Annotated in this window: 9 protein-coding genes and 5 pseudogenes; 7 read left to right on the top strand and 7 right to left on the bottom strand. The window is 33.4% G+C overall.

The annotated features are described in order from the left end of the window. Window positions 1–235: 235 nt before the first annotated feature. The 5 genes and pseudogenes from ERCILAFE3058_RS01885 to accD all read right to left on the bottom strand — a co-directional run. Window positions 236–1,240: pseudogene (locus tag ERCILAFE3058_RS01885) on the bottom strand (class I SAM-dependent methyltransferase); the annotation flags it as partial. A gap of 2,277 nt (window positions 1,241–3,517) precedes the next feature. After that, complete coding sequence (gene coaA, locus ERCILAFE3058_RS01880; RefSeq protein ID WP_157990065.1) at window positions 3,518–4,450, bottom strand: type I pantothenate kinase; 933 nt, start codon at window positions 4,448–4,450, stop codon at window positions 3,518–3,520. Between the two features lie 1,991 nt (window positions 4,451–6,441). After that, window positions 6,442–7,104 (bottom strand): adenylate kinase, encoded by a 663-nt coding sequence (adk, locus tag ERCILAFE3058_RS01875; RefSeq protein WP_157989772.1) that lies wholly within the window; start codon window positions 7,102–7,104, stop codon window positions 6,442–6,444. Between the two features lie 896 nt (window positions 7,105–8,000). Continuing rightward, complete coding sequence (gene folC, locus ERCILAFE3058_RS01870; protein ID WP_157989771.1) at window positions 8,001–9,263, bottom strand: bifunctional tetrahydrofolate synthase/dihydrofolate synthase; 1,263 nt, start codon at window positions 9,261–9,263, stop codon at window positions 8,001–8,003. 64 nt (window positions 9,264–9,327) lie between these two features. Further along, window positions 9,328–10,221, bottom strand: a complete 894-nt coding sequence (gene accD, locus ERCILAFE3058_RS01865; RefSeq protein ID WP_157989770.1) for an acetyl-CoA carboxylase, carboxyltransferase subunit beta — start codon at window positions 10,219–10,221, stop codon at window positions 9,328–9,330. A gap of 637 nt (window positions 10,222–10,858) precedes the next feature. Here accD and lpcA point away from each other — a divergent pair. Together lpcA and acnB are read left to right on the top strand one after the other, a co-directional pair. Then, window positions 10,859–11,437, top strand: coding sequence for a D-sedoheptulose 7-phosphate isomerase (gene lpcA, locus ERCILAFE3058_RS01860; RefSeq protein WP_157989769.1), 579 nt, complete (start codon window positions 10,859–10,861; stop codon window positions 11,435–11,437). 608 nt (window positions 11,438–12,045) lie between these two features. Next, window positions 12,046–14,646: a bifunctional aconitate hydratase 2/2-methylisocitrate dehydratase gene (gene acnB, locus ERCILAFE3058_RS01855; RefSeq protein ID WP_157989768.1), complete on the top strand. Its 2,601-nt coding sequence runs from the start codon at window positions 12,046–12,048 to the stop codon at window positions 14,644–14,646. A 1,067-nt stretch (window positions 14,647–15,713) separates the two neighbouring features. Here acnB and queF read toward each other — a convergent pair. Together queF and bamD are read right to left on the bottom strand one after the other, a co-directional pair. Beyond that, window positions 15,714–16,565: an NADPH-dependent 7-cyano-7-deazaguanine reductase QueF gene (queF, locus tag ERCILAFE3058_RS01850; RefSeq protein ID WP_157989767.1), complete on the bottom strand. Its 852-nt coding sequence runs from the start codon at window positions 16,563–16,565 to the stop codon at window positions 15,714–15,716. A gap of 931 nt (window positions 16,566–17,496) precedes the next feature. Next, window positions 17,497–18,228, bottom strand: a complete 732-nt coding sequence (gene bamD / locus ERCILAFE3058_RS01845) for an outer membrane protein assembly factor BamD (protein ID WP_157989766.1) — start codon at window positions 18,226–18,228, stop codon at window positions 17,497–17,499. Window positions 18,229–18,381: 153 nt separating this feature from the next. Here bamD and rluD point away from each other — a divergent pair, with 153 nt between their 5' ends. The 5 genes and pseudogenes from rluD (at window position 18,382) to ERCILAFE3058_RS01820 (ending at window position 24,365) form a co-directional block, all read left to right on the top strand. Continuing rightward, complete coding sequence (gene rluD / locus ERCILAFE3058_RS01840) at window positions 18,382–19,350, top strand: 23S rRNA pseudouridine(1911/1915/1917) synthase RluD (RefSeq protein ID WP_157989765.1); 969 nt, start codon at window positions 18,382–18,384, stop codon at window positions 19,348–19,350. A gap of 1,677 nt (window positions 19,351–21,027) precedes the next feature. Then, window positions 21,028–21,857: pseudogene (locus tag ERCILAFE3058_RS01835) on the top strand (glutamate/aspartate ABC transporter substrate-binding protein). 371 nt (window positions 21,858–22,228) lie between these two features. Next, window positions 22,229–22,970, top strand: a pseudogene (locus ERCILAFE3058_RS01830) (amino acid ABC transporter permease). After that, window positions 22,970–23,647, top strand: a pseudogene (locus tag ERCILAFE3058_RS01825) (ABC transporter permease subunit). The pseudogenes ERCILAFE3058_RS01830 and ERCILAFE3058_RS01825 overlap by 1 nt, the downstream one beginning before the upstream one ends. Then, window positions 23,644–24,365, top strand: a pseudogene (locus tag ERCILAFE3058_RS01820) (amino acid ABC transporter ATP-binding protein). The pseudogenes ERCILAFE3058_RS01825 and ERCILAFE3058_RS01820 overlap by 4 nt, the downstream one beginning before the upstream one ends. Window positions 24,366–24,502 lie beyond the last annotated feature (137 nt).

The following is a 24,502-nucleotide window of genomic DNA, read 5'->3' as shown; positions in this document are numbered from 1 at the left end:
GCTTAGTCGTTTCATACATAACATAAAAGATATAAAAGTGTTAATATATTACTGATAATATTGAGTTAGCAACAATCTTTATATTGACATTCTTGTAATAATTTTTTATTATAATGTTTATACCTTATGAATTTTGTCTATTTATTTTTCTGAGTGTTATGCTTTAATGTTTTTTTTAGAAAAAAGAATGATTATTTAATACATAATATGTAATGAATATAATTATTCTTAATACCTACGCAGAATGTGTGATAATCCAGCATTGATGTATAGAGTGTGTATGGTTAAAATCTTTTGGTTGTGTTTTTGAGGTAATATCTGTAGCGATAAGCCCGAAGGCATGTAATGCAGACAGGTTTATTTTAAACCCGTATTTATTATTAGAAAATATTAACTTGCCATTTGTACGCAGCACATTTTTTAGGTTAAATAGTAATTCTAAGTGATCTCTTTGTATATCAAAACTTTTTTTCATTCTTTTAGAATTAGAAAAAGTAGGGGGATGTACAAAGATCAGATCAAATGTTTCTTTAGTGTCATACAACCACGATAAGCAATCAGCTTGTAGCAGTCGATGTTGTTGGCCAGAGAGATTATTTAGTAACATATTTCGTACAGCCCATGCAAGATATGTCCGTGACATATCAATACTGGTAGTACTCTTGGCTCCACCTAAACCAGCATACACACTAGCGCTAGCAGTATACGAAAACAAATTTAAAAAATCTTTATCTTTACTCATGTGACCTAACATTTTACGTACAATCCGGTGATCAAGAAACACACCAGTATCTAGATAATCGGTGAGATTAACCCATAACTTTGTATTAAATTCAGTAACGATAAAAAAATTACCATCTTGGTTTATTTTGTTATACTGTTGAGTTTTTCCTTGTTTTTTTGTGCGAGTTTTTATCACCAATTTATTCGATGGTTGTTTAAGGATATCTATAGTAGTTGCAATGACACTTAATAATTTCTGAGGTAGATTACAGTCATTCATATATTTTAATTGTGTGTAGTCTTGAATTACAATCCAATCTTTATAACGATCCACTGCTATTCTGTGGTCTGGTAGATCACGATCATAAATACGATAGCATTCAATATGTTGTATTTTTGCCCATTTATCTAAGTGTCTTATGTTTTTTTTTAGACGGTTAGCATAATCAACAGAGCATTGATTAAAATAGACTAGTTGTTGATTGGCGGCTATACGGTGGTTTTTTTGAACACTATCTGGTAAACTATAAATCTCTTGAAGCTTATTATTTATGTATTGCTCAGGATATTGTCGTAATTTTTGCATTGTATGCGACAGTGGGGGCAAAGAATTTTTGGAATTATTATTCACGATACACCTTATATTTTTATTATAGACAATAATATTTCATTTATTGCGTCACTATTGTAATGCTGATCGAGGAGTATGACCACATAGATTCTAGAGTAGTGGAATAATAGATATGTGTGTTTACATTAAAGAGCATACAGAGAAGGAGATACACATTAATCATGGAGTGCATTCTTGCTAGAGAATGGGTCTCCGGAAAAACTTTTATCTATAGAGCGTATAAATACTGCAATCATAACTCTTAGGTACGGAGTTATTTGTAAAAATTTTCTGTAATGTAGGTTTTCTGTGTCCTTATGATATGGAATTAACTATCTACTATACTTGTATTGCGTCAAGTGTTTTTAGGTTTTCTGTGTTCTTATATTTTATATGTTTGGTAAATGTAAGACATGTATTATGATGCGACTAATATCATGAGTGATGTGTTTTATGAAAACATATCATTATATGTAGGATACACACCTGCAATTATTTAGAGTAAATAGGTTAATGCAGATTGTGTGGTATGGAATCTATAGTATTAAGGAAATATTTATATACTGCATAATATGAATATATAACACATACGTCATCACTGTATTTATTATTGATGATCAGTAATCCATTTCTAATCAGCCAATTAAGAACGGAATAAAAATCATAGACATATTATGCAATTATGTTATCGATTTTTATCGTCATTAACAGAACCCTTATTAATATAATGTGGATCACTCATAAAAATATAATATACAATATAAAAGGTATTTACATGAGTCTCCATATGGCATAAAGACTAAGTATTATATGAAAGTATGTATCAACAGATCCTTCTTTCAGAGAAGTATTATATAGAAAGCAATTCTATATCAATTTTATGTTTTTTGCACCTTTTATAGTGAAATGTGGTGCATGTTTTAGTGGCGGACAGGGGTAAAAGAATTAAAAATAATTCAATCAGTGCTCATTATATGATATATAGAATCACATGTCATTACTTTCTTTATAATTTGCTCAGATATATATACGATCAGCATCACCTCTAGTCATGTCAGAAATATATGATATAATCTTTATGATTATAGAACATCAGTTAGAGATTTCTATAAGAAAAGCATAGAACAATTATAAAGGATGATAGCATTGGTGGTGAACAATACAGTAATGTACTTTACATGTATAGCGAATGTCAAACAAGATACTTCAATTTATCGTTGATTACATCACTATACTGATAGTATCTTTTATACTTATATAAGTGTCGATTATAATATTTCTATTATACGCCATAATAGAAAATATTTTTTTTCATTATAGTTTAGATTAATAAAATTTTTAGTGGCGTGTAAAATACCATACATATCATGCATATTATGGATCCATACAATTAAATTCTATCTTCACAAAACATATTGTTAATAAATGATATTATCTATCAATCGGGGCTATTGTAGAATAATAGCGGATACTAAATATATTGTCGTATAGCTATGATTTAGCCAGGGATGTACATCTTATTTTAAGATGTAGGTTACAAATAAATGGTATTACTTACATGGAATATAGCTTATATAAAAATAAATGATAGTGTAACATACGATCTCCAAAAGAATTTTATTCTTTCATATTACGCCAGCTGCAGTAAGTATGGAAAGTGTGTTTGCGAAAGTCATATAAATACAGATAATGGTATGATTGGTTAACCGAGATGTCATAGCACATGATGCTCATCCAAATGTTTTTAAATGATAGGCGCATTTTACTATTCCTTATGCTAAACTATATGTTTACTTGAACAAAATCATAGAGGTGAGTAAAAATATTTTATATCCATGTATTGGATTACACAGCTTTCATTCTCAGAATCGCCTCTGAAACGCCATTGTGACATATAGAAATAATAGTATTATATTATTCGTAGAATTACGTATACTCTATTTTCATAGAGCTCATCTGGTAAGGTTAACTGCAATGCTAATGATGATTAGCGAAAGTATCTTTGCTATTTATATCTAAGCACAGCTTCTCATTTTTATTGAGGAATAATAGCACTATATTAGAGCAGGTATCTGTTAATAATGCTGCATAATTAAGTAATTCTATAAAAACTATAGGTACTTACAGATGCGATGCATGCCTTATACTAACAAGTATTCGCAGTAACAATCTTATATTTATAAATTATTTTCTTAATTTTATGGAGGCAACCGCATGATTAGAGGTTTTAGTTATAATCAAGTGAGCACGCTCACGTGTGGGTAAAATATGCGCTTTTAAATTTTGGTAATTAATAGTATACCATATGTTTCTAGCAATATTAGTGGCCTCTGTATCAGATAATTTTGCGTAATGATGAAAAAAAGAATTTGGGTGTATAAAAGACGTGTTACAAAACTTTAAAAAACGACTGATATACCAGTTTTGTAGTAAATCATCTGAGGCATCAACGTAAATAGCAAAATCTACAAAATCTGATACAAAAACTTGATGAGCATAACAATGGTTGTCTGTGTGATTCTGTAAAACATTTAAACCTTCTAATATAAGAATATTAGGTTGTTGGATTATTTTGCTCCAAGCAGGAATGACATCATACATTATATGAGAATAAATAGGTGCGGTAACTTGATAAGAACCTGCTTTAATATCTGATACAAATTGTATTAGACGACTAATATCGTAGGAAAGAGGAAACCCTTTCTGCTGCATTAATCCACGTTCTGTAAGAACAGCATTTGAATATAGAAATCCATCAGTGGTTACTAATTCAACGTATTGATGCTTTGGCCATTGACTGAGTAATGCTTGTAGCACGCGAGCCGTGGTGCTTTTCCCTACCGCAACACTACCAGCAATACTAATAATATAAGGAACTTTTTGGCCGAATCTGCCGAGGAAGTTTGTCACCGTGATTTGGCGCTGTACATAAGCATTAATATAATAGCTAATTAATTGAGCTAGTGGGAGATAAATTTCTTCTACTTCTTTGATAGATAGATCTTCGTTCACTCCTTGCAATCTTGTTATATCTTTCTCTGAAAGAGTCATGGGTATGGAGTCACGACATGCCGTCCATTGCGCACGGTTAAAGTACCAGTAAGGTATAGTTTCCATTGGGTTTATGCTCACAATAGCATCATATTACTATCAATAATTTTCAATAGATGTATGTATAGTCCAATGATACACAGCCCGTTTAAGTCCCTATAAACTTCTTCAATTATCAAAAGTAATTTCATATAACCATGCTTGGCAGAATCTGCCAAAAAAATAAAATGATGAAAAAGTAATAAAATATGGTACATTTTAGAAGATGCTTCCTAACATAGGTATATTGTAAATCACGAAACTCAAAAAACGTATACCACGAAGGAATTCCTGCATAAAATAATCATTCCTCTTTCATATGAGTAAAAATCATAATTATGTAGTAATCGAAAGTAAACTCAGTCAAAAGATATCATATTCTTTAATATATCGTAACAGGAGAATCCATTCTTGTCTTATATTATGTATGAGTACGAAAAATCCTGCGATATAGAAAACCTGTTTTTTCATTTCGTGATGTAAGATACCATGTAGTGTATTTTTAGCCTGATCGATATAACTTTACTTGTATTAATAACACTAATAGTCTACAAGACTATCTTGAGAAGTATGTAGTGATTTTATGCATCTAAAAATCTATCACTAGATTCATATAGTGACCAGAAATATGGATCGAATATTAAGAGTCTTAAAAAGATGTTCTTACTCTTTGTATAAATCTAAGATGATAAATAAAGCGTTATACAATGCTGATATATTGTATACATATTGATATGATAACGATTCAGCATATGATACTGGTTGGTTACTCCAATACATCATAATGCTCTTATAATTTGTTACATGTTCATTGTCACGATAATTCAATAGTTATATGAATATATTCGTGTTATGAATGATTATTTTGATTAATGAGATGCTATATTTCTTATGATTATAGGTAGATTTATACTTCATACAACGAGATGAAAACACGATAAGTAACTGGAGCTATCATTTTATCAGTTTCATGCTCCTTTAGAACACATTAGTAGTGACCTTAATGTTTTCTTGAAAGATCAAACTTTTCTATAAAAGAAATATATTCTTAATGATTATGATGTGTTGACATACTGACGTTTTTTCTATAAAAATAATATTTTAGGATAGTTATAGTAATAAATATTATATAACCCTCGGAGGTATTTGTAGTTAAAAGACAGTATCTTGATATATATAATATAGGCTTGAGAATATCACATATATATGCGTGTTATGCACCATATAAGAAAGATAAATACTCTCAAAATAAGTAAAAATAATGTATAGCTCGTTTTTTCAGCATATATAATATGCACAAATAAGTAAAATTATTAAACTTGTCACCCTATAGTATAGTATTTCGCATGTTTATCAAAAATATCATATTATACTAAAGATAGCGTATGCAATTTACATGTAAGCTACATTACATTCATGTTTTTTAAGATACGAATTCTTAGTAATAGAAAATTCTTGTAAGCATATGATATATTGATAGAATAATGAAGCAGGCAGCCTTGTTGTTTCGAATGTATTGATTACTATCAGTGTAATAATTACTACAAACTTTCTATGGATATATGTTATGAGTGCACAAAATATATTTACTAATAGTATTCCACTAATCTAGAGTTTAGTGAAAGTGGTAATGATGTGTAAGCAGTACTATATATATCACCTAAATGACATAGAAAATATACCTATACCTATACCTATACCTATACCTATACCTATACCTATACCTATATCTATATCTATACTATACCTATACTACATACCAAAATATTTTAGATACAATTAGTAATATATAGTCGCATTATCGATATAGAACAGAACAAAGAGCTGTTTTATGACAGAGAGTACGTATGGTACACATGGAATGCTATCATTCTTGCATTATGTACTAAAGGTTAATACAATAGCGGCACCTACTGGTCTGAGTGATATTTAATTACTCCTGCACATACAAGCTCCTTGAGATATGATGATGATCATGATTTGGTTTTGTCATATATGATTCAATAGAGCAATAAATTTCATAGGTTTGTATTATTCTCACTGAGAATACAAGTGAGGTCCTCATAAATTTGAGTTACGGATTTACTACCATCCAGTTGATGGTATTTCATGTACCCATTTTCTGCTTCTTTACCATAGAAAAGGGTAAGAGGTACGGTCATTTTATGGTATGCAGTTAATCTTTTGTAAACAACTTCTTCTTGATCGTCTTCGCGAATGCTTAATATTTCGCCAGTTATATCATCTCTACCATTTACTTTTGGTGGATTAAAATTTACATGGTAAATACGCCCGGATCGTTCATGAATACGACGCCCAGATATTCGGCGCATAGCTAATTCGTCTGAAAGACACAATTCTAAAACATGGTCAATTTTAACACCAGATGCTTGCAGGGCATGCGCTTGAAGAAGTGTGCGTGGAAAGCCATCTAATAAAAAACCCATACTACAATCTGTTTGACAGATGCGTTCTTTTACTAACGCGATCACTATCTCGTCGCTTACTAGCCTTCCTGCATCCATTATCTTTTTTATTTTTTCTCCATATCGCCAGTTACATTTAACTGCCGTACGTAGCATATCGCCTGTGGATATTTTTGGAATACCATACTTATTCACAATAAATTGAGCTTGAGTTCCCTTTCCTGAACCAGGAGTCCCGAGTAGAATGATACGCATTTATTCTATATCCTTAATTTATGATGTTGAGCATTTTAGTATTTTAGGTAGGATACATCAGAAGATATTGTTACTGCGATCAGTATAAAAGTATTGCTTATGAATGGTTCTTGCTACAGTATTAATAATAAGATCCTATCAATAGAAAATTTCTGTATATTTTATAATATGCATAATCTATTTGTTTTGCAATGCGTTATTTTTTGGTATAGAGTTCTGTGATGGTACTTTTAAATTCATAGAAGATTCAATATTGTAATATACAATGATGTTTCTCACTTAATAAACTCCACGCCCAGTTACTTACTTAAAATTTTAAATATACAAGATATACATATTTCATTAGTGTTTCAAACACAGACAACGCACTTTTATTAAAAATATTACCTATTATAATAATATTATGCATCATACAGGTGCGTATTATAGTACAAATTAATGCATAATTATTTTCATTATTAAATAAAAAGCATCTGAATACACGATATTTTCATATAGTTTTGTGGTGTTGTATTTTATTAAGCAAGTTATGTGAATGTATAAATATTTTATTTTGCGGTATATATTGAATAGCGAATACTGTACTGCAAATGTAAAAAACATAAAACTCTTGTCGCAAAAATTTTCGACTTTTCATGACAATAATTATATACATCTTTAATGAGAGATAGCGCTAGGCAGCGGTGAGAATGGCAGATTTAATTTTCAAGACGAACAGTACGCTTAGGGTTTTAAAATAACATACATCTTGTATTGTTTGTATTTGATGATAATAAAATAATGTTGAATCACAACCTATGAGTTATTATCACCATATCTCATATATCATCATACTCTCATAAAGATATTAACATATAGTCAAGACTACTAGTGAGCGGCCTGATATGGCATCATTTTTATGTATGTTGACTATTTTTATTATTGGTTTCTCTCATTACTTGAGAGACAGTGTAGAAAGAACCAAAAACAAGGATAATATCTTTTATTTTAGCTTGCATGAGCGCATATCTCCATGCGTGAGAGACTGAAGAAAAACATTTTGCCTTTTTCAGATAAGACATCAGATACAAAGCACTACTGCCCCGTGGATGTTTGAGTGAGGCACAGTACCAATAATCAATCTGTGGTATAAGATAGGATAGCGTACCAGCAATATCTTTGTCGTGTAGCATACCAACTATTGCATGTATTCGTGATGCTTGCTTCATATCCATGATTTTTTCTGCTAGGTATTGTGCTGCATGAGGATTATGTGCTACATCTAGGATTACCTTAGGTGCTTCAGAAACGATTTGAAATCGTCCGGGTAAGGTAACCAAATGAAGCGTGCGCTGTATGATGACTTCGTCAATCGGGATAGAGGAGGCACGTATAGCTGCCAGGGCTGTAGCAGCGTTTCCTATAGGTATTTGCGGGAGAGGAAGGTTTTCTATTCTACCTTTTTGATCTTTAAAAATCCAATGGTGATTAATAATAGAATAAAACCAATCATGGTTGCATTGATATAGTGGTGCTTTTTTTTCTTTAGCTACTTCCTTGATCGTATAGGGCATATTTGGTTCGCCAACCACCGCCGGTTTTCCTCTACGAAATATACCAGCTTTCTCGCGACCAATGCTTTCACGGTTTTCCCCTAAGAAAGCTGTATGATCACATGCAATAGTAGTTATAACAGCAATATCGGAATCAATGATATTTGTAGCATCTAAACGCCCACCTAGCCCAACCTCTAATATCACTACATCTAGGTTGGCCTGTTTAAATAACCATAGAGCCGCTAGCGTTCCAAATTCAAAATAAGTTAATGAAGTGGTAGAACGTTCTATGTTAATAACTGAAAATGCTTTAGTATGCTCTAGATCTGCCAGCTCTTTTCCACAAATACGTACACGTTCAGCATAACGTATCAGGTGCGGAGACGTATAAACTCCCACTTTGTATCCCGCTGCTAATAATATCATTTCTATAGCTCGACAAGTAGTACCTTTTCCATTTGTACCAGCAACAGTAAATATAATGGGAGCAGGAGTGAGAAGATTAAGTATATATGCTACATGCTTAACGCGTTTTAGTTCAAGGTCAATTTCTTGAGCATGCAAACATTCAAGATACTGTAACCATGTATTTAGTGGTGATGCAGCTTGAGGTGATTTATCCATTTTTATATTTGTGAAGAATCCAGCGGTTAGAGTACAGTAGATAATGAGATTATATCGTATATAATCATTTTTCAGGCGGTACAACATTATGCATATCTACTGGCGGTGGGGGAATATTCATCATTTTGGAAAGTATGCAAGCTAGTTTAAATCGTATCATAGGGCGACGTAAGATCATATCAATAGCTCCCTTCTCTATAAGAAATTCACTACGTTGGAACCCTGTTGGTAATGTCTCGCGAACAGTTTGTTCGATGACGCGCGGACCTGCAAAACCAATTAGCGCTTTTGGTTCAGCAATATTTAGATCTCCCAGCATTGCAAGACTCGCAGATACTCCACCCATTGTTGGATCTGTAAGCACCGAAATATATGGCAGACCTTTCTCTTGTAACTTTGCTAGAGCTGCACTTGTTTTTGCCATTTGCATTAAAGATATCAATGCTTCCTGCATGCGTGCTCCACCAGATGATGAAAAACATATCATGGGACAATGATCCTTGATAGCTTGCTCCACAGCGCGTACAAATCGTGCTCCCACTACAGAACCCATAGATCCACCCATAAAGAAAAACTCAAATGCTGCTGCAACTACTGGTATACCATGTATCATCCCCTTCATCACTATGAGTGCGTCTTTTTCACTAGTTTTTTGTTGAGCAGATATTAGGCGTTCTTTGTATTTTTTAGAATCGCGGAACTTGAGTATATCCCTGGGTTCTAGTTCAACAGCAAGCTCACTAAGCGATCCTGAATCTAATAGGCTATGCAGCCTATCTCGGCCGTGCATGCGCATGTGATGATCACACTTTGGGCACACTTGTAGATTACGTTCTAGTTCAGCACGATAGAGAACCTGCCCGCAGCTGTTACATTTAGTCCATACGCCTTCAGGAATATGTGTTTTACGTGAAGAAGTTATCTTTTTTTTATGGAACATTCGTTCGATCCAGCTCATGTATAACCTGTTGTGTTGTTTTTCGTAAATGAAATTTACTTCATATGTCGTTCATCAATGTAATAACTACCTTAATAGAAATGTAGCTTTCGTAACGAAATGCTGATCGTCTTTCCACTCATCTTTACTTCCTATCATTTTATCTTGTAGGGTAAGAAGTTATATGTATCTATGTTTTTCTAATGTCTATGCTGTTTTTCACAGACTAAAGATCTCATAGTATATTCACTGATCGATGATGAGAACAATCGTGAGTGCTAAATTTAATACCACATTTGATTTAAAGACCATACTAAGTTCGTGTGATCTTTAAATAAACCGTATGGTGCGCTTTATAACAGATGATTATCTATATTGTTTTATACACTAAGACATGTTAAGTAATATTATAGTCATGTGCTATTATCATGATTTTTTGTAGAGATTTTTATGTATTCGTGATAGATCTATCATGACTTTAATATGACACTAGATGAGTCTCTTAATGTTTAAAATTTTTTAATATCAGTAGTATAAGCATTGTAAACTCTATTGGAACATAGGTCATTGGTTTTTCTTGAAGTAATTAGTATATTACTGGTGTTGCTGTTAGACTAGGCAAGGTACTTAGCTGAACTTTTTTATAAGGGGTATCTTGATGTATCAAGAGATTATTCGTGCAGAACTTGGTCAAGCATTAGAAATACTTAATGTTTTTCTAAACAACCAAAAGAATATCGAGGCAATTGAGTTCGCTGCTGTATTGCTATCTGATGCATTTAAAAAAGGAGGTAAGGTATTATCTTGCGGAAATGGCGGTTCTCATTGTGATGCCATGCATTTTGCAGAAGAATTGACTGGTCGTTATCGTGAAAGTCGTCCAGGATATCCGGCAATTGCTATTTCAGACATTAGCCATTTCTCGTGCGTAAGTAATGACTTTGGCTATGATTACGTTTTCTCTCGTTATATTGAATCTGTAGGAAAGCCAGGAGATATTTTACTTGGAATATCAACCTCCGGGACTTCAAAAAATATACTAAAAGCAGTGCAAGCTGCTTATGTACTGGGAATGAAAATAGTACTGTTGACGGGGAGCGAGACTAGCGATATCAGTAGTATGGCGGATGTAATCATCCGTGTTCCGCATTTTGGTTATGCTGATCGTATTCAGGAAATACATATTAAAGTTATCCATGTACTCATACTTCTTATTGAAAAAGAAATGATGATATGACGTGGTGAGTTCTTCCAAAAAAATTTAGTATCTCAAGAGAGCGCCGAGGATAGGTGCGTTAAAGATATGATAGGAATAGTTATTATGTTACAAGTACATTAATATAGTATTTTAATATAGTAATTAGTTATTGTACCAGCTCCCTCATGCGATTAGTGCGATACTACTTTATGCAAAAGCAAACCAATATTTCCTCATGAAGTATCAATCATTCCTAATAATGTTGTAGCGTAGGCTGTATAACCAATAGAGATTGGTAACAGCAATGTTTTTAGTGATGTTCTTGTACTGCATAGCACAGCACATGTATTCAGTTTTTTTCTAAGATTATTTTTTGAGTTATCTGTCATGCTAATCATCGGTTGATGGGTTGGAATGATGTAGATTTTATCCTAATCATGTGTCATTTTTTTTCATCGTCGTGAAATATTGTACTCGCATGAAGTATTATTACGAATAATCTATTTTATTATTATGAATAATCTATTTTATTATAATGTACATTAGGGAAATGATTTCCTATAACACTTATATATTCATTGTATAAGGGTTCTACATCTTCTCCCATTAACATAAGGAATACAATATATGAGAACAAGGAGAATATCATGTTAGAAGAGTATCGTAAGCATGTTTTAGAACGCGAATTCAAAGGGATTGCTCCAAAAGCTTTAGAGGCACACCAAGTGATTCAATTATCACAATTATTACAGGTACCACCTGTTGGTGAGGAAGCGTTACTACTGGATTTATTAGCAAATAGAGTTCCACCTGGTGTTGATGAAGCAGCATGTATAAAGGCTTCATTTTTAGAATCTATTGCGATAGGTCAAAAAACGTCTCCATTGATTAAGCCTCAAAAAGCGGTAGAGCTACTGGGTACAATGCAGGGTGGATATAACATCCACGCCCTTCTTCGCATACTGGATAATAAAAAATTAGCTATTTTTGCTGTAAAAGCGATGATTCATACCATATTAATATTTGACTTGTTCTATGAAGTAGAAGATAGAGCGAAGAAAGGGAATGTATATGCTCAACAAATTATACATTCTTGGGCACATGCTGAGTGGTTTGTTACACGCCCTGAAGTAGCGAAAAAAATCACCATTACAGTGTTTAAAGTGATTGGTGAAAGTAATACGGATGATCTTTCACCGGCACCGGATGCGTGGTCTCGTCCAGATATCCCATTACATGCATTAGCAATGCTTAAAAATCCTCGTGAAGGAATTCAACCAGATCAGCCAGGTTACAGAGGTCCCATAAAACAAATTCAATCTTTAAAGAAAAAAGGCTTTCCTTTAGCGTATGTTGGTGATGTAGTTGGTACTGGTTCATCACGTAAGTCGGCTGCTAATTCAGTATTATGGTTTATGGGAAATGATATTCCATATTGTCCTAACAAAAGAGCGGGGGGGATATGTCTTGGAAGCAGTATAGCGCCTATTTTCTTTAATACCATGGAAGATTCTGGTGCTTTACCCATTGAGGTTGACGTAGCTGCTCTGAACATGGGTGATATAGTGGATATTTATCCGTATGAAGGTACCATTCGTGATCATTTCACTCATAAAATCCTATCTAATTTTTCATTGAAAACAGAAGTATTATTTGATGCAGTACGTGCTGGTGGTCGTATTGCATTAATTATTGGTCGTGCTTTAACTGCAAAAGCGCGTCTATCCTTATCTTTACCAGATAGCAAAATTTTTTTAAAAGGACCAGTGATCACGGAAACAAAAAACAGCTTTTCGTTAGCACAGAAAATTGTCGGTCGCGCTTGTGGCGTTCAAGGGGTCCACCCTGGTATGTATTGTGAACCTAAAATCACTTCTGTAGGCTCTCAGGATACAACGGGACCCATGACGCGAGATGAGTTAAAAGATCTAGCATGTCTTCACTTTTCAGCAGATCTTGTAATGCAATCTTTTTGTCACACTTCCGCTTACCCTCAGACCATAGATACACTAACCCATAAAACGTTACCGAGATTTATTATGGATCGCGGTGGTATCTCTTTACGCCCCGGAGACGGCATTATACATAGTTGGCTAAACCGTATGCTTTTGCCAGATACAGTTGGTACTGGTGGGGATTCACACACCCGTTTTCCTATAGGTATTTCTTTTCCAGCGGGTTCAGGTTTAGTGGCATTTGCCGCCGCTACTGGGGTAATGCCGCTGGACATGCCGGAATCAGTATTAGTGCGTTTTATCGGAAAAATGCAACCTGGTATTACTTTACGAGATATAGTGCATTCGATTCCATTATATGCCATTAAAGCAGGTCTCTTAACTCTTGATAAGAGAGGTAAGAAAAATATCTTCTCAGGTAGAATTCTCGAGATTGAAGGTCTACCAGATTTGAAAGTAGAACAAGCATTTGAGTTATCGGATGCTTCTGCGGAACGCTCTGCGGCTGGGTGCGTGATTCAGTTGAGCTTAAATCCAATTATTGAGTATTTAAGTTCTAATGTTGTTCTTTTAAAATGGATGATCCGTGAAGGTTATGGTAATGCGTGTGCGATTGAACGCCGCATAAAGCATATGGAAAAATGGTTAGATCACCCAGCCCTTTTGGAAAGTGACAAAGATGCCACATATTTAGAAATCCTAACTATTGACCTGACAGAGATTACAGAACCAATTTTATGCGCGCCTAACGATCCAGATCATGCTTGTTTGCTATCTAATTTTTCGGGAACGATTATAAACGAGGCTTTTATTGGATCATGCATGACTAATATTGGACACTTTCGTGTGGCTGGTAAACTATTGCAGTGCAGTAAAGTAGATTCTCTTCCAACTGATTTATGGATGGCGCCTCCTACAAAAATGGATGCAGAACAGCTTAATCAAGAAGGTTATTATAGTATTTTTAAAAATAGTGGCGTACGTATGGAAATGCCTGGTTGTTCACTATGCATGGGTAATCAAGCTCGTGTATCTGATCGTTCGACAGTGGTTTCAACTTCTACACGCAATTTCCCAAACCGCCTTGGTAATGATGCTCAGGTTTTTCTGGCTTCTGCTGAACTAACTGCGATTGCATCCATTCTAGGAAAACTACCTACAACATCGGAATATCATTATTTTATGCAAAAAGTTAATGTTACTGCCATGGATACTTATCGTTATTTAAACTTTCATCGGATGGGGCAGTATAATGAGAAAAAAAATTCAGTAATTTTTAAAACAAAAATATAAAGTGCTCATACAATTTTATTGTAAATATTTTATGTCGTACAGCATTACTACTATTTTTGTTATATTATGATGTTATATTTTCTTTTCCATTGTGCTGTTATTGAATGTGGCTATCTTTTTCGATCTATCTGTCACCTAACTGTAGATATGTTTTTCAACTATCTGGCTGTAATATTCGACATAATATGTGGTGTAATTTTTTTACAACATATCAAGAAAATGGATACACAATCTATATATAGAATAATTTCTTTCTATATTGTAGCGTAGTACTCAATGCTATCTTAGCCTATTGTTTACTTCATATTTAGTGTACGTCTTAAGGTTAAGTGATTGTCAATGAAATATACTAATCTAACTAGACTCGTTATCTGATTAGAACTAGTCGGTTCAATAACCATGACGTTATGTAGCAGTATAGAATCAGAAAATAATCTTTCATGCTTTGTGTGAGATCACATAAAGGATAGGGTCACATAAATACATTATGTATCTATTACTACATAATGATATCAACATGTGTTGAATATATTTATATGTTGTTATAGGCACGCTAAATGCTAGGTGATTTATACTAGATTATATGCAATTCTTTCAGGTAGTATTAGTCGTGTTAACGATATAACATGCGATAATGAATATGAATATGAATATGAATATGAATATCAGATACTGGTATTTTGAGTAGAACATTGAGAATTTAGAGAGAATCTCTGTATTAGAGATTTGTATTTTGTTCATTATCACAAGATTTTTGCAAGATAGGATCCATTACATTAAAAGTTTTTCTTGTACAGCGCAATGGAGAATCAACCAGTATGTACTTATATTTATCATGAAATGTATCTGTGATATTTTATCTGTAGTTTAATGACTTAAGAGATGATGCATATCATATATGGATTATTGGACCCTTTCCTTATTAATATATTCATTTCTTATCTCTATTGTATTTCGATCTTCAGTTATGAATAACTAGGTATTTTATTCACAGTCACTGCTTTATCAAAAGAATTCATGCGCTAAAAATTGACATTTCTTTTAATCAGATGCGCTTATAAATATTTTTATTGACGTGCAAGACGGCATGTAGTCGGTACAAATTCGGTATTACTGCGCCAAGGGTTAATATCTATCCCCCCTCGTCGCGTGTAACGAAGGTATACGCTAAGTTGATGTGGTTTGCAGTATCGCAATATATCATAAAAAATTCGCTCGGCACATTGTTCGTGAAACTCATTGTGTTGTCGATAGGATACAAGATAATGTAATAATGCTGTGTAATTCATGCGTGGTCCATAATAACTAATTTGTACTGTGGCCCAGTCTGGCTGTCTTGTAATTAAACAATTAGATTTGAATAGATGGCTAATTAATTGCTCTTTAACAATATCTTGAGTTGTAATATTACACAGGTAGTGAGGGTTAACTGTGTAGCTATTAATAGCAATATTCTGCTCATCAATACAAAAACCAGATAAGCCATCAGTAATTACATCTTTTATATCTTTTAGTCGCAATAAGATAACTTTGACTAATCCAATGGCACAATCACTTAAATCGCGTTCTATTGTTTTTTGTACAGCATCTATGTCAGTAAAATGAGTTTGATTCAAGCTATTGAGATATAACTTAAGGCTTTTTGATTCAATTAAATTTATAGTGTGCATACTTAGTATGACGTTTCCAATAGCTACTTGCGGTAATCCTTTTTGGTTTAACCAAGACACTTCATATAATGTCAAAAGGTCTTGTCCTATTAATTTCGTTGGTTGGAAATCCTGGCCTAATAATTCACGGTTCAAGCTACGTGGCACAGCGTGTAACAGTGATGGCTGATAAGTATCATGGTATACTGTTGGTTTACCAAGAAATTTTCCTGCTATAGTGCTAGCATCATGCTTAATAGGTTCAGACATATTGCTTTCCTTATCTATTTGAACATATTCAAATATTTATGCATTGTAACATGCTATAGATAAATTATATATCATCAAAGATGTGATGAAGTATCTTGTAGATAGATGCACGCTACTTATACCAATAAGTGATCTTTAATAGTAAAACATGGGAATGTCACTAGCTTTCTCACCATCTTTTTACTAGATTACCTCGATAAAGAACTAATAATTTTGAGATTATACTATAAAGTAGTAATAATACTCAGAGAGTAAAGAGATATAAATGTGATCTTTCACGTCATGATCATACTTGGCGAAATAGCATATTGATTTGTAGAGACAGACTGTTTTTATATTGATGGTGGCATCATCAATATATATATCAATACACTTTATTTCACTTCCAACAGTTATGAAATCGATATAAACATGTATAACTATTTTCTGTAAGAAAATAGATTGAAGTTACTAAATATATGAATCAATAACGAAAATTTCTTTATACTTTGCAGTACCAATAATTTTTGAAAAAATTTTACGTATGTGTATCGGTATATGTTATATCGGCAAGGCTTCGATAGAATAATCTCATGAGTATGTGTTCAGTGTTATTACATGCTTCTATCAGAGATAGTATAAAATTAATATTTTGTTGTTAGACACCTCTTTTAAAATAATCGTAAGATTATAAAAGTCATTATAATGTAACATTCAGGATCTCTTTATTCTTCGAATAAATACACTAAATAATAAATAGGGCAGTATTTTCAAAAAAAATAAAAGAGACTATTGTCTTTTATCGTATTACGTCATGATTCTGTGATATTCATATTTTATTTCGGGAAAGTGATGCATGTTTTTGATAAAAATGTCATATGAGATATTTTCTGCACTATACTTGCACAAGTGATATCACATTACGGTGATACATTGTCATTCGCACATAGAATTACTCTGTGTTAGCAGCTATTATGCTTGTAACTTGTTTGGCTTCCATGTCTAAATGTAATTGACGATAAGCATTTTCCATTAATGGTAAGGCTTTTTTAGTTGCTTTTGTATCCGGATAATCTGTCAGCATTTTTGCTACACGGTTTACCACTGCCACATAAGCTTGACGTTGTGCGTAAAATTCAGCTACGGATAAATCATATTGAGCTTGACGCTCTTTTAAGTAAATAAGATGATCGCGCGAAGATTTGGCATATCGACTATTTGGATAGTTTCGTATTAATTGCGAGAAACTATCAAATGCAGATAGTCTGTAAAATGGATCACGATCCGATCGATTAATATGAAATAAAGTATGTATTGGATTATGATCCTGTGCCATATATGTAAGACCACGAATATATATGATATAATCCATGTTTGCATAATTTGGATATAGGCGCATAAAGCGATCAATAGCTTCTAATGCTAAAGAGAGATTGCTATTTTTATAATAGGCATACACCAAATCAACCTGAATTTGTTGGGAATAAGGGCTAAAGGGATAACGAGCATAAATTGATTCTAACTGAGTAATAGCTTCTTTCCATCTACCGTCCTTTATTTTTTTTTCAGCAGAAGCAAAAATTTTTATAGGGAACTGATCAGGAGAAGTGTTTATTGATTGAGAGCATCCGCATAACCACACACTCAAGCTTACTGCAGTTAGTAGATATTTTATATTTGTCATGCAGATTTTCTAATCCTCGTAGAGTCATGGATGAGGCGACTTACTAAGCTTCTTTATGTTGTACACTTTCGTTTACACTATTGTATCACTAGATATTATATGAAATGATCTTCATATGATAGTCTAATATATTCATGGAAGACACTATTATTTATGATCGAACAAGTAAAACTTCATGCCACGATCTCAAAACTAGAATTTGGACAACGACTAGATCAATCTTTGACTCAATTATTTCCACAATATTCACGTTCTCATTTACAAAAATGGATTAAGAATCGATGTGTTACTGTTAACGGTGCGATCATTGATAAAGCGAAATACAAAGTATTTAGCGGTGCAGTGATCGAGATTAGTGCAACCTCCGAAGAAAAAGAATGTTGGGAAGCAAAAGATATACCACTAAATATTGTTTATGAAGACGATCATATTCTTTTGCTCAATAAGCCTAGCAAATTAGTTGTACATCCTGGCGCAGGTCATATTAATGATACCCTTTTAAACGCACTGCTATACTACTTACCAACGCTTGTTTCTGTGCCTCGAGCAGGTATTGTGCATCGTTTAGATAAAGATACAACAGGATTAATGGTAATAGCAAAGACTATTCCTGCGTATATTCATCTTCTTGCGGCTTTAAAGAATCGCATCATTACTCGTGAATATGAAGCAATAGTCATTGGATGTATGATCTCTGGTGGAAAAGTGGATGCGCCAATCGGTCGTCACATGACTAAACGCACCCATATGGCAGTCCACGCTATGGGTAAAGCTTCTGTCACACATTATCGTATAATCAGGGCGTTCCGTGGTTACACTTGGATCAGATTACAACTTGAAACGGGTCGCACACATCAGATCCGTGTGCATCTGTCGTATATCTCCCACCCAGTAGTCGGCGATCCTTTATATGCTGGTCGTTGTGGTTTTTCCAAGGGAAATTCAGAACATGTGATAGCCCTTGTACGTGCCTTTAACCGTCAGGCGCTGCATGCGACAATGTTACGTCTCCATCATCCGATATCTGGCGTGCTCATGGAATGGCATGCACCATTACCAGAAGATATATTAGAATTAATTCATGCCATTCAAGCTGATACTGATCACATTAACAACCATTAGAATACACTAGATGTTTGATAAGATCATATATCTAAAAAGATCAGGTAAGGATTTTTTTTAATCATAGTAGTCATGCTGACTAAGCAGCTTTGTTTTGTATGACAGTGTATTTTTAATCACTTGCAATGTCTATTGAAAATTTCATATGCTTTGATAAAAAACTATCGTTCCATTTAGGAGATAGGATAGTTAACTGTTTTCTAGATTTTATATGTTGTTTTCATGTTTCATAGTATGTCCAGAGAAGCTATGCATTTCTTCGCTCTAGTAATATCATCGTTATTGCAGCATATTGTTTAGTGCAGTTTGATGCAGTATACGAATGTCATTCGTACAAAATATTCAGAAAGTTTGAGTATTGATGCGATATATAATACTACGTCGTTATTCTGGAAATTCTATTTAGTATGAAGCGAAAGAGGACATGTATCTTGATGTATACAGCAAGAATGTAAAGAGCGAAGTGTAATAATCGTATATACTAAATATTTTATCTATGAAGACAGGAGGTGAATTATTAATGAGCTTCAACCGATAATAAATATAGGATTTAAAAATCCTAACTCTGTAGAGAAAATATTTTTATTATTAAATTATCTATCTTACATTATCAACATAAAGATAAGATTTTAGTGGTATTATCATATAATAGATATTCTGCCATATTAGATGGTGAGGTATATATAAATTATGTTAATAGAACATAAATATATACAAATATTTTAGTGATGTTCAGAGATGGTAAGTTATTTACGATTTAGTTAGCAGGTGAAGATAAAATATATAAAAATATTTAGGTATTTTATGTCAATATAACCGTGACGTTTTTTCTGTAATCATGCTTATAACCCCTAAATTTTTTGTATATGAGAGCACAAGTATAATTTTTTATCATAAATAATAAAGGTATAGCCTTTATAGCATCTTATCTATTGTCAATTTAAAGATCATATAGATCATTAGAAGTACTTTTTACATGATTCATATAATATTGCAAATGATTATGGAATAGACTTGATGAGCACTGATTTGTCGCCTTAACACCATGAGAGATGATTAGTATATTTCCGATAGTATATTTTTACTGTATACTTGGTGAATTTTTTAGAATTTCAGGTGGTCATTATTGATGATATCATATTAGTGATAAATCTTTATGATGATATCATACGCAATATTCATTCACATTACACGTACTAAGATCGATATTCTCTGTGGCAGAGTCATGTGCTTGTAGCTGGTGTGTAAAAAAATATTGTATGATTGACTATGCGAAAAGTTTATAGATATATATGGTCTATGTACGATAGAATAATAAAAAATATCCATGTTAGTGAAGTACACTATGCATAGTACATCTGTAATCTCCTAAGATTAGAATAGCTATATGGAAGATAACCTATCTCCTAAGTATGCCAAGTGTGTACTGATAGCAATACAGCATGATATATCACAGTTTTGCCCTGATAATACCAAAAGTACTCTTATCTCAAGATGTTTCACCCTACTCTTATAACTATAAATGATTTTCAATCTAAATCTTAATATGAGATCTATCTTTAAGTAAGGTAGAGGAGTAGTCTTTGTTTTTGCAGAAACTGGGTGTTGTTTTAACGCTAATTTTTATTGCACTTTATTTTTCTTATTCTGAGAATAAAAACATTAATACCTTCTGATATGCGCAGGAATATATCTACTCTAGATAATATTTCTAAATATGGTGTTATTGTAGTCGTGCATCGTGAATCTTCTATTCCATTTTCTTACTATGATAATAATCACAAAGTTATCGGATATTCCCAGGATTATTCTCATGCTATTGTCTCTGCCATTAAGAAAAAACTTAACAAACCTAACCTTAAGGTAAAAATGTTACCCATTACTTCACAGAACCGCATTCCTTTTTTACAAAATGGTACATATGACTTTGAATGCGGCTCAACGACACATACCCTGACGAGGGAGAAACAGATCTCTTTCTCAAAAAGTATCTTTATTGTTGGAATTCGTATGTTAGTTAAGAAGAGGGTTTTTCTAAAAGAATTAGAAGACCTTAAAGAAAAAAACGTGGTTGTAACTTCTAGTACTTCTCTGAAGTTCTGCTAAATAAAATGAATGACGCACAGAATATGAAGATGCGGATTATTAGTGCTAAAGATCATAGCGATGCTTTTCGTGTCTTAGAAAGTGGTCGCGCTATAGCATTTGTAATGGATGAGGCCCTATTAGCTGGAGAGCGAGCTAAATTAAAAAACTATCGGATTGGGTAATTATCGGGTTACCGCATGCCATGAAGTTTATTGATGTATGTTGCGTCAAGGCGATGAAGAATTTCAAAACATAATTAATAATACTATTATGCAGATACACGCTTCTGGTATAGCTAAACAATGGTATAAAAAATTGTTCACGGAAGTTATTCCACCAAAAATATTAATATGAATTTTCCAATATCTAAGGATATGGAGAGGTTAGTTCAATATTCCAGTGATCAAGCATTAGAGTAACGTCTGCTCTTGCTATGCAGGAGTCTTTGTAATAAGTTGTATTACTTGCGAGAGACGCGCCATTAGATATCCATCCTATGCAAATAGCGCATCTCAAGATTTACCTCTATGATGATCAACAACATTTCTTCATCGATTATTGTATGTTTACTATGATGAATCTCATAATACTGCTATGTGCTTGTAGTAACGATATCAGTTACCGTAGTTCGTAGTTAGGAAGCGAGATAAGTTGATGTTAGTTTATTACCAGAAGAAGCAATATTAAAATTATGGATAGGGATCAATCTCTGACAAAAGAGGGGTTGTAACAGTTTGATGTAATATTGATTTTTGCGGTAGCAAGCACTGCTATGTATGAGGAACATTGTATGTCTATTATTTCGAACCGGGACATTCTTCTACAGCTCGCATCATTTGATAATACCACATATTTGGGATGGTTAATATCAGGGTTATTTGTCACCGTTAGTGTGTCCATATCTTCTTGGGTCATTGCTTTTACTATCGGTATAACATTAGGTATTTTACGTACTGTTCCAATCTTTTATGTTCTTTTTTGAGTGCAATGTACGTTGAGGTATTTCGAAATATTTCTCTTATTATTCAATTTTTATTTGGTATCGTATTATACCTGCATTATTACCAGATGATTTTGGTATGTGGTTTAAAGCAGAAGTTGATTCGAGTATACAATGTTTTATTTGTTCGGTATTATGTTTAAGTTTATTGACTGCTGCTCGCATTTGCGAGCAGGTAAGAGGGGCGATCCAGTCGTTATCTAAAGAACAAAAAATGCCAGTTTAACTATGGGTTTGACTTTACCACAAACTTATCGGTACGTGTTATTACCAAATATATATCCTCTTCTTTTCCCACCAATGATATCAGAAATGCTAAATTTAGTAAAAAATTCAGCTATTGCTTCCACTATTGGTCTGGCCGATATGTCTGCACAAGCCGGCAAGTTGCTAGATTATTCTGCACAGGATTATGAGTTGTTTACAGCTAGCTATTACTGTCACTTATAATACAATCAACATGTTGATTGTATTGCTTATGCGATGGGCTGAACGTAAAGTTCATCCACTCCATTATGGAGAGAAAGAATAATGCATCTTTTGGATTGGAGTACAATTACTCCTTATCTGTCCTTGCTTTGGAGTGGCAGTATTATAACCTTAACGATTACTCTTGCAGCAATAGCTGGTGGTTTGATGTTAGGTATTATGCTTGCAGCAATGTGTTTTTAATCTTTTAAGATTAAATGTGGTTTGGCTAGACTTTATATTAATTTTGTTCGTTCAGTGCCGTTAGTGATGATATTATTATGGTTCTATATAATTATACCGAATATTTTGTGTCAACTATGTGATATATCACCGCAAATTGATATTCGTTTAGTTTCAGCAATCATAGCTTTTTCGCTCTTTGAAGCAGCGTATTATTCTGAAATAATTCGCGCTGGTATTCTGAGTGTGCGTCAAGGTCAGAAAAATGCAGCATTGGCGTTAGGCATGACTCCGTGTAAGTCAATGAAGTGAATGATTTTACCGCAAGCATTCCGATCTATGATACCTCTTCTTTTTACACAGGGTATTGCATTGTTTCAAGATATCTCCTTAGTATATGTGTTGAATCTTGCTGATTTTTTCCGTACAGCTGAGATTATTGGTATAAATAATGGTACAGAGATCGAAATGATATTATTTGTTGGAATAGTATATTTTATGATTAGCTTAAGTGTAACCTTACTGGTTAGCTATTTAAAAAACAGGACTATAAGATGATTATCTTAAAAAATGTTGCTCAGTGGTATTCTCATTTCCAGGTGCTTATAAATTGCACAACTATAGTCCACAAGGGGAGGTGGTTGTTATTTTTGGTCCTTCTGGTTCTGGGAAATCTACGTTCATTAGAACTATTAATGGTTTAGAGCCGATTCAGAATGGAGTTATTACAGTGAATAATACCATAGTAAATTCTAAAAAACTAATTTATCACAGCTACGTGCTAAAGTTGGTATGGTATTTCAACATTTTGAGTTATTTCCACATTTGTCTATTATAAGGAATCTCACTCTAGCTCAAGTAAAAGTTTTGAAGCGTAATCAGCATGAAGCATATACTAAAGGACTCATGTTTTTAGATCACATGGGTCTGAAAGGCTACTGCAATCAATTTCTCCATCAACTTTCTGGAGGTCAACAGCAACGTGTTGCTGTTGCACGAGCACTGTGCATGGACCCTGTAGCTATGTTATTTGACAAACCCACCTATGCTCTGGATCCAGAAATGATTGCTGAAGTGTTAGACGTGATAGTCAATCTAGCCAATGAAGGTATGACTATGATAGTTGTAACTCACGAAATGGGGTTTGCCCGGAGAGTTTCTAATAGAATATTTTTTATGGACAAAGGAAAAATTATAGAATATTCACCTAAAGATATTTTTTCATTACCCTCAGTCGCAGCGTGCGCAAGCCTTCTTAGGTAAGATATTAAAGTAATGACTTGAATTTTTTTTCGTTTTTAATCTCTACTTAGTTAGAGGCAGAGATTAAAAAATAAAAATTTTCGTTGCTATGGATGTTCTCAAGCTCAATAAATAGAAGACTTTTCAGACAATCTATGTATAGGTAAATAT

Origin of the sequence: Candidatus Erwinia haradaeae (genome assembly GCF_900698955.1) — a bacterium.
Taxonomy (GTDB): domain Bacteria; phylum Pseudomonadota; class Gammaproteobacteria; order Enterobacterales; family Enterobacteriaceae; genus Erwinia_E; species Erwinia_E haradaeae_G.
The sequence above is the reverse complement of the archived record's forward strand: the minus strand, read 5'-3'. Positions and strand labels throughout refer to the sequence as shown.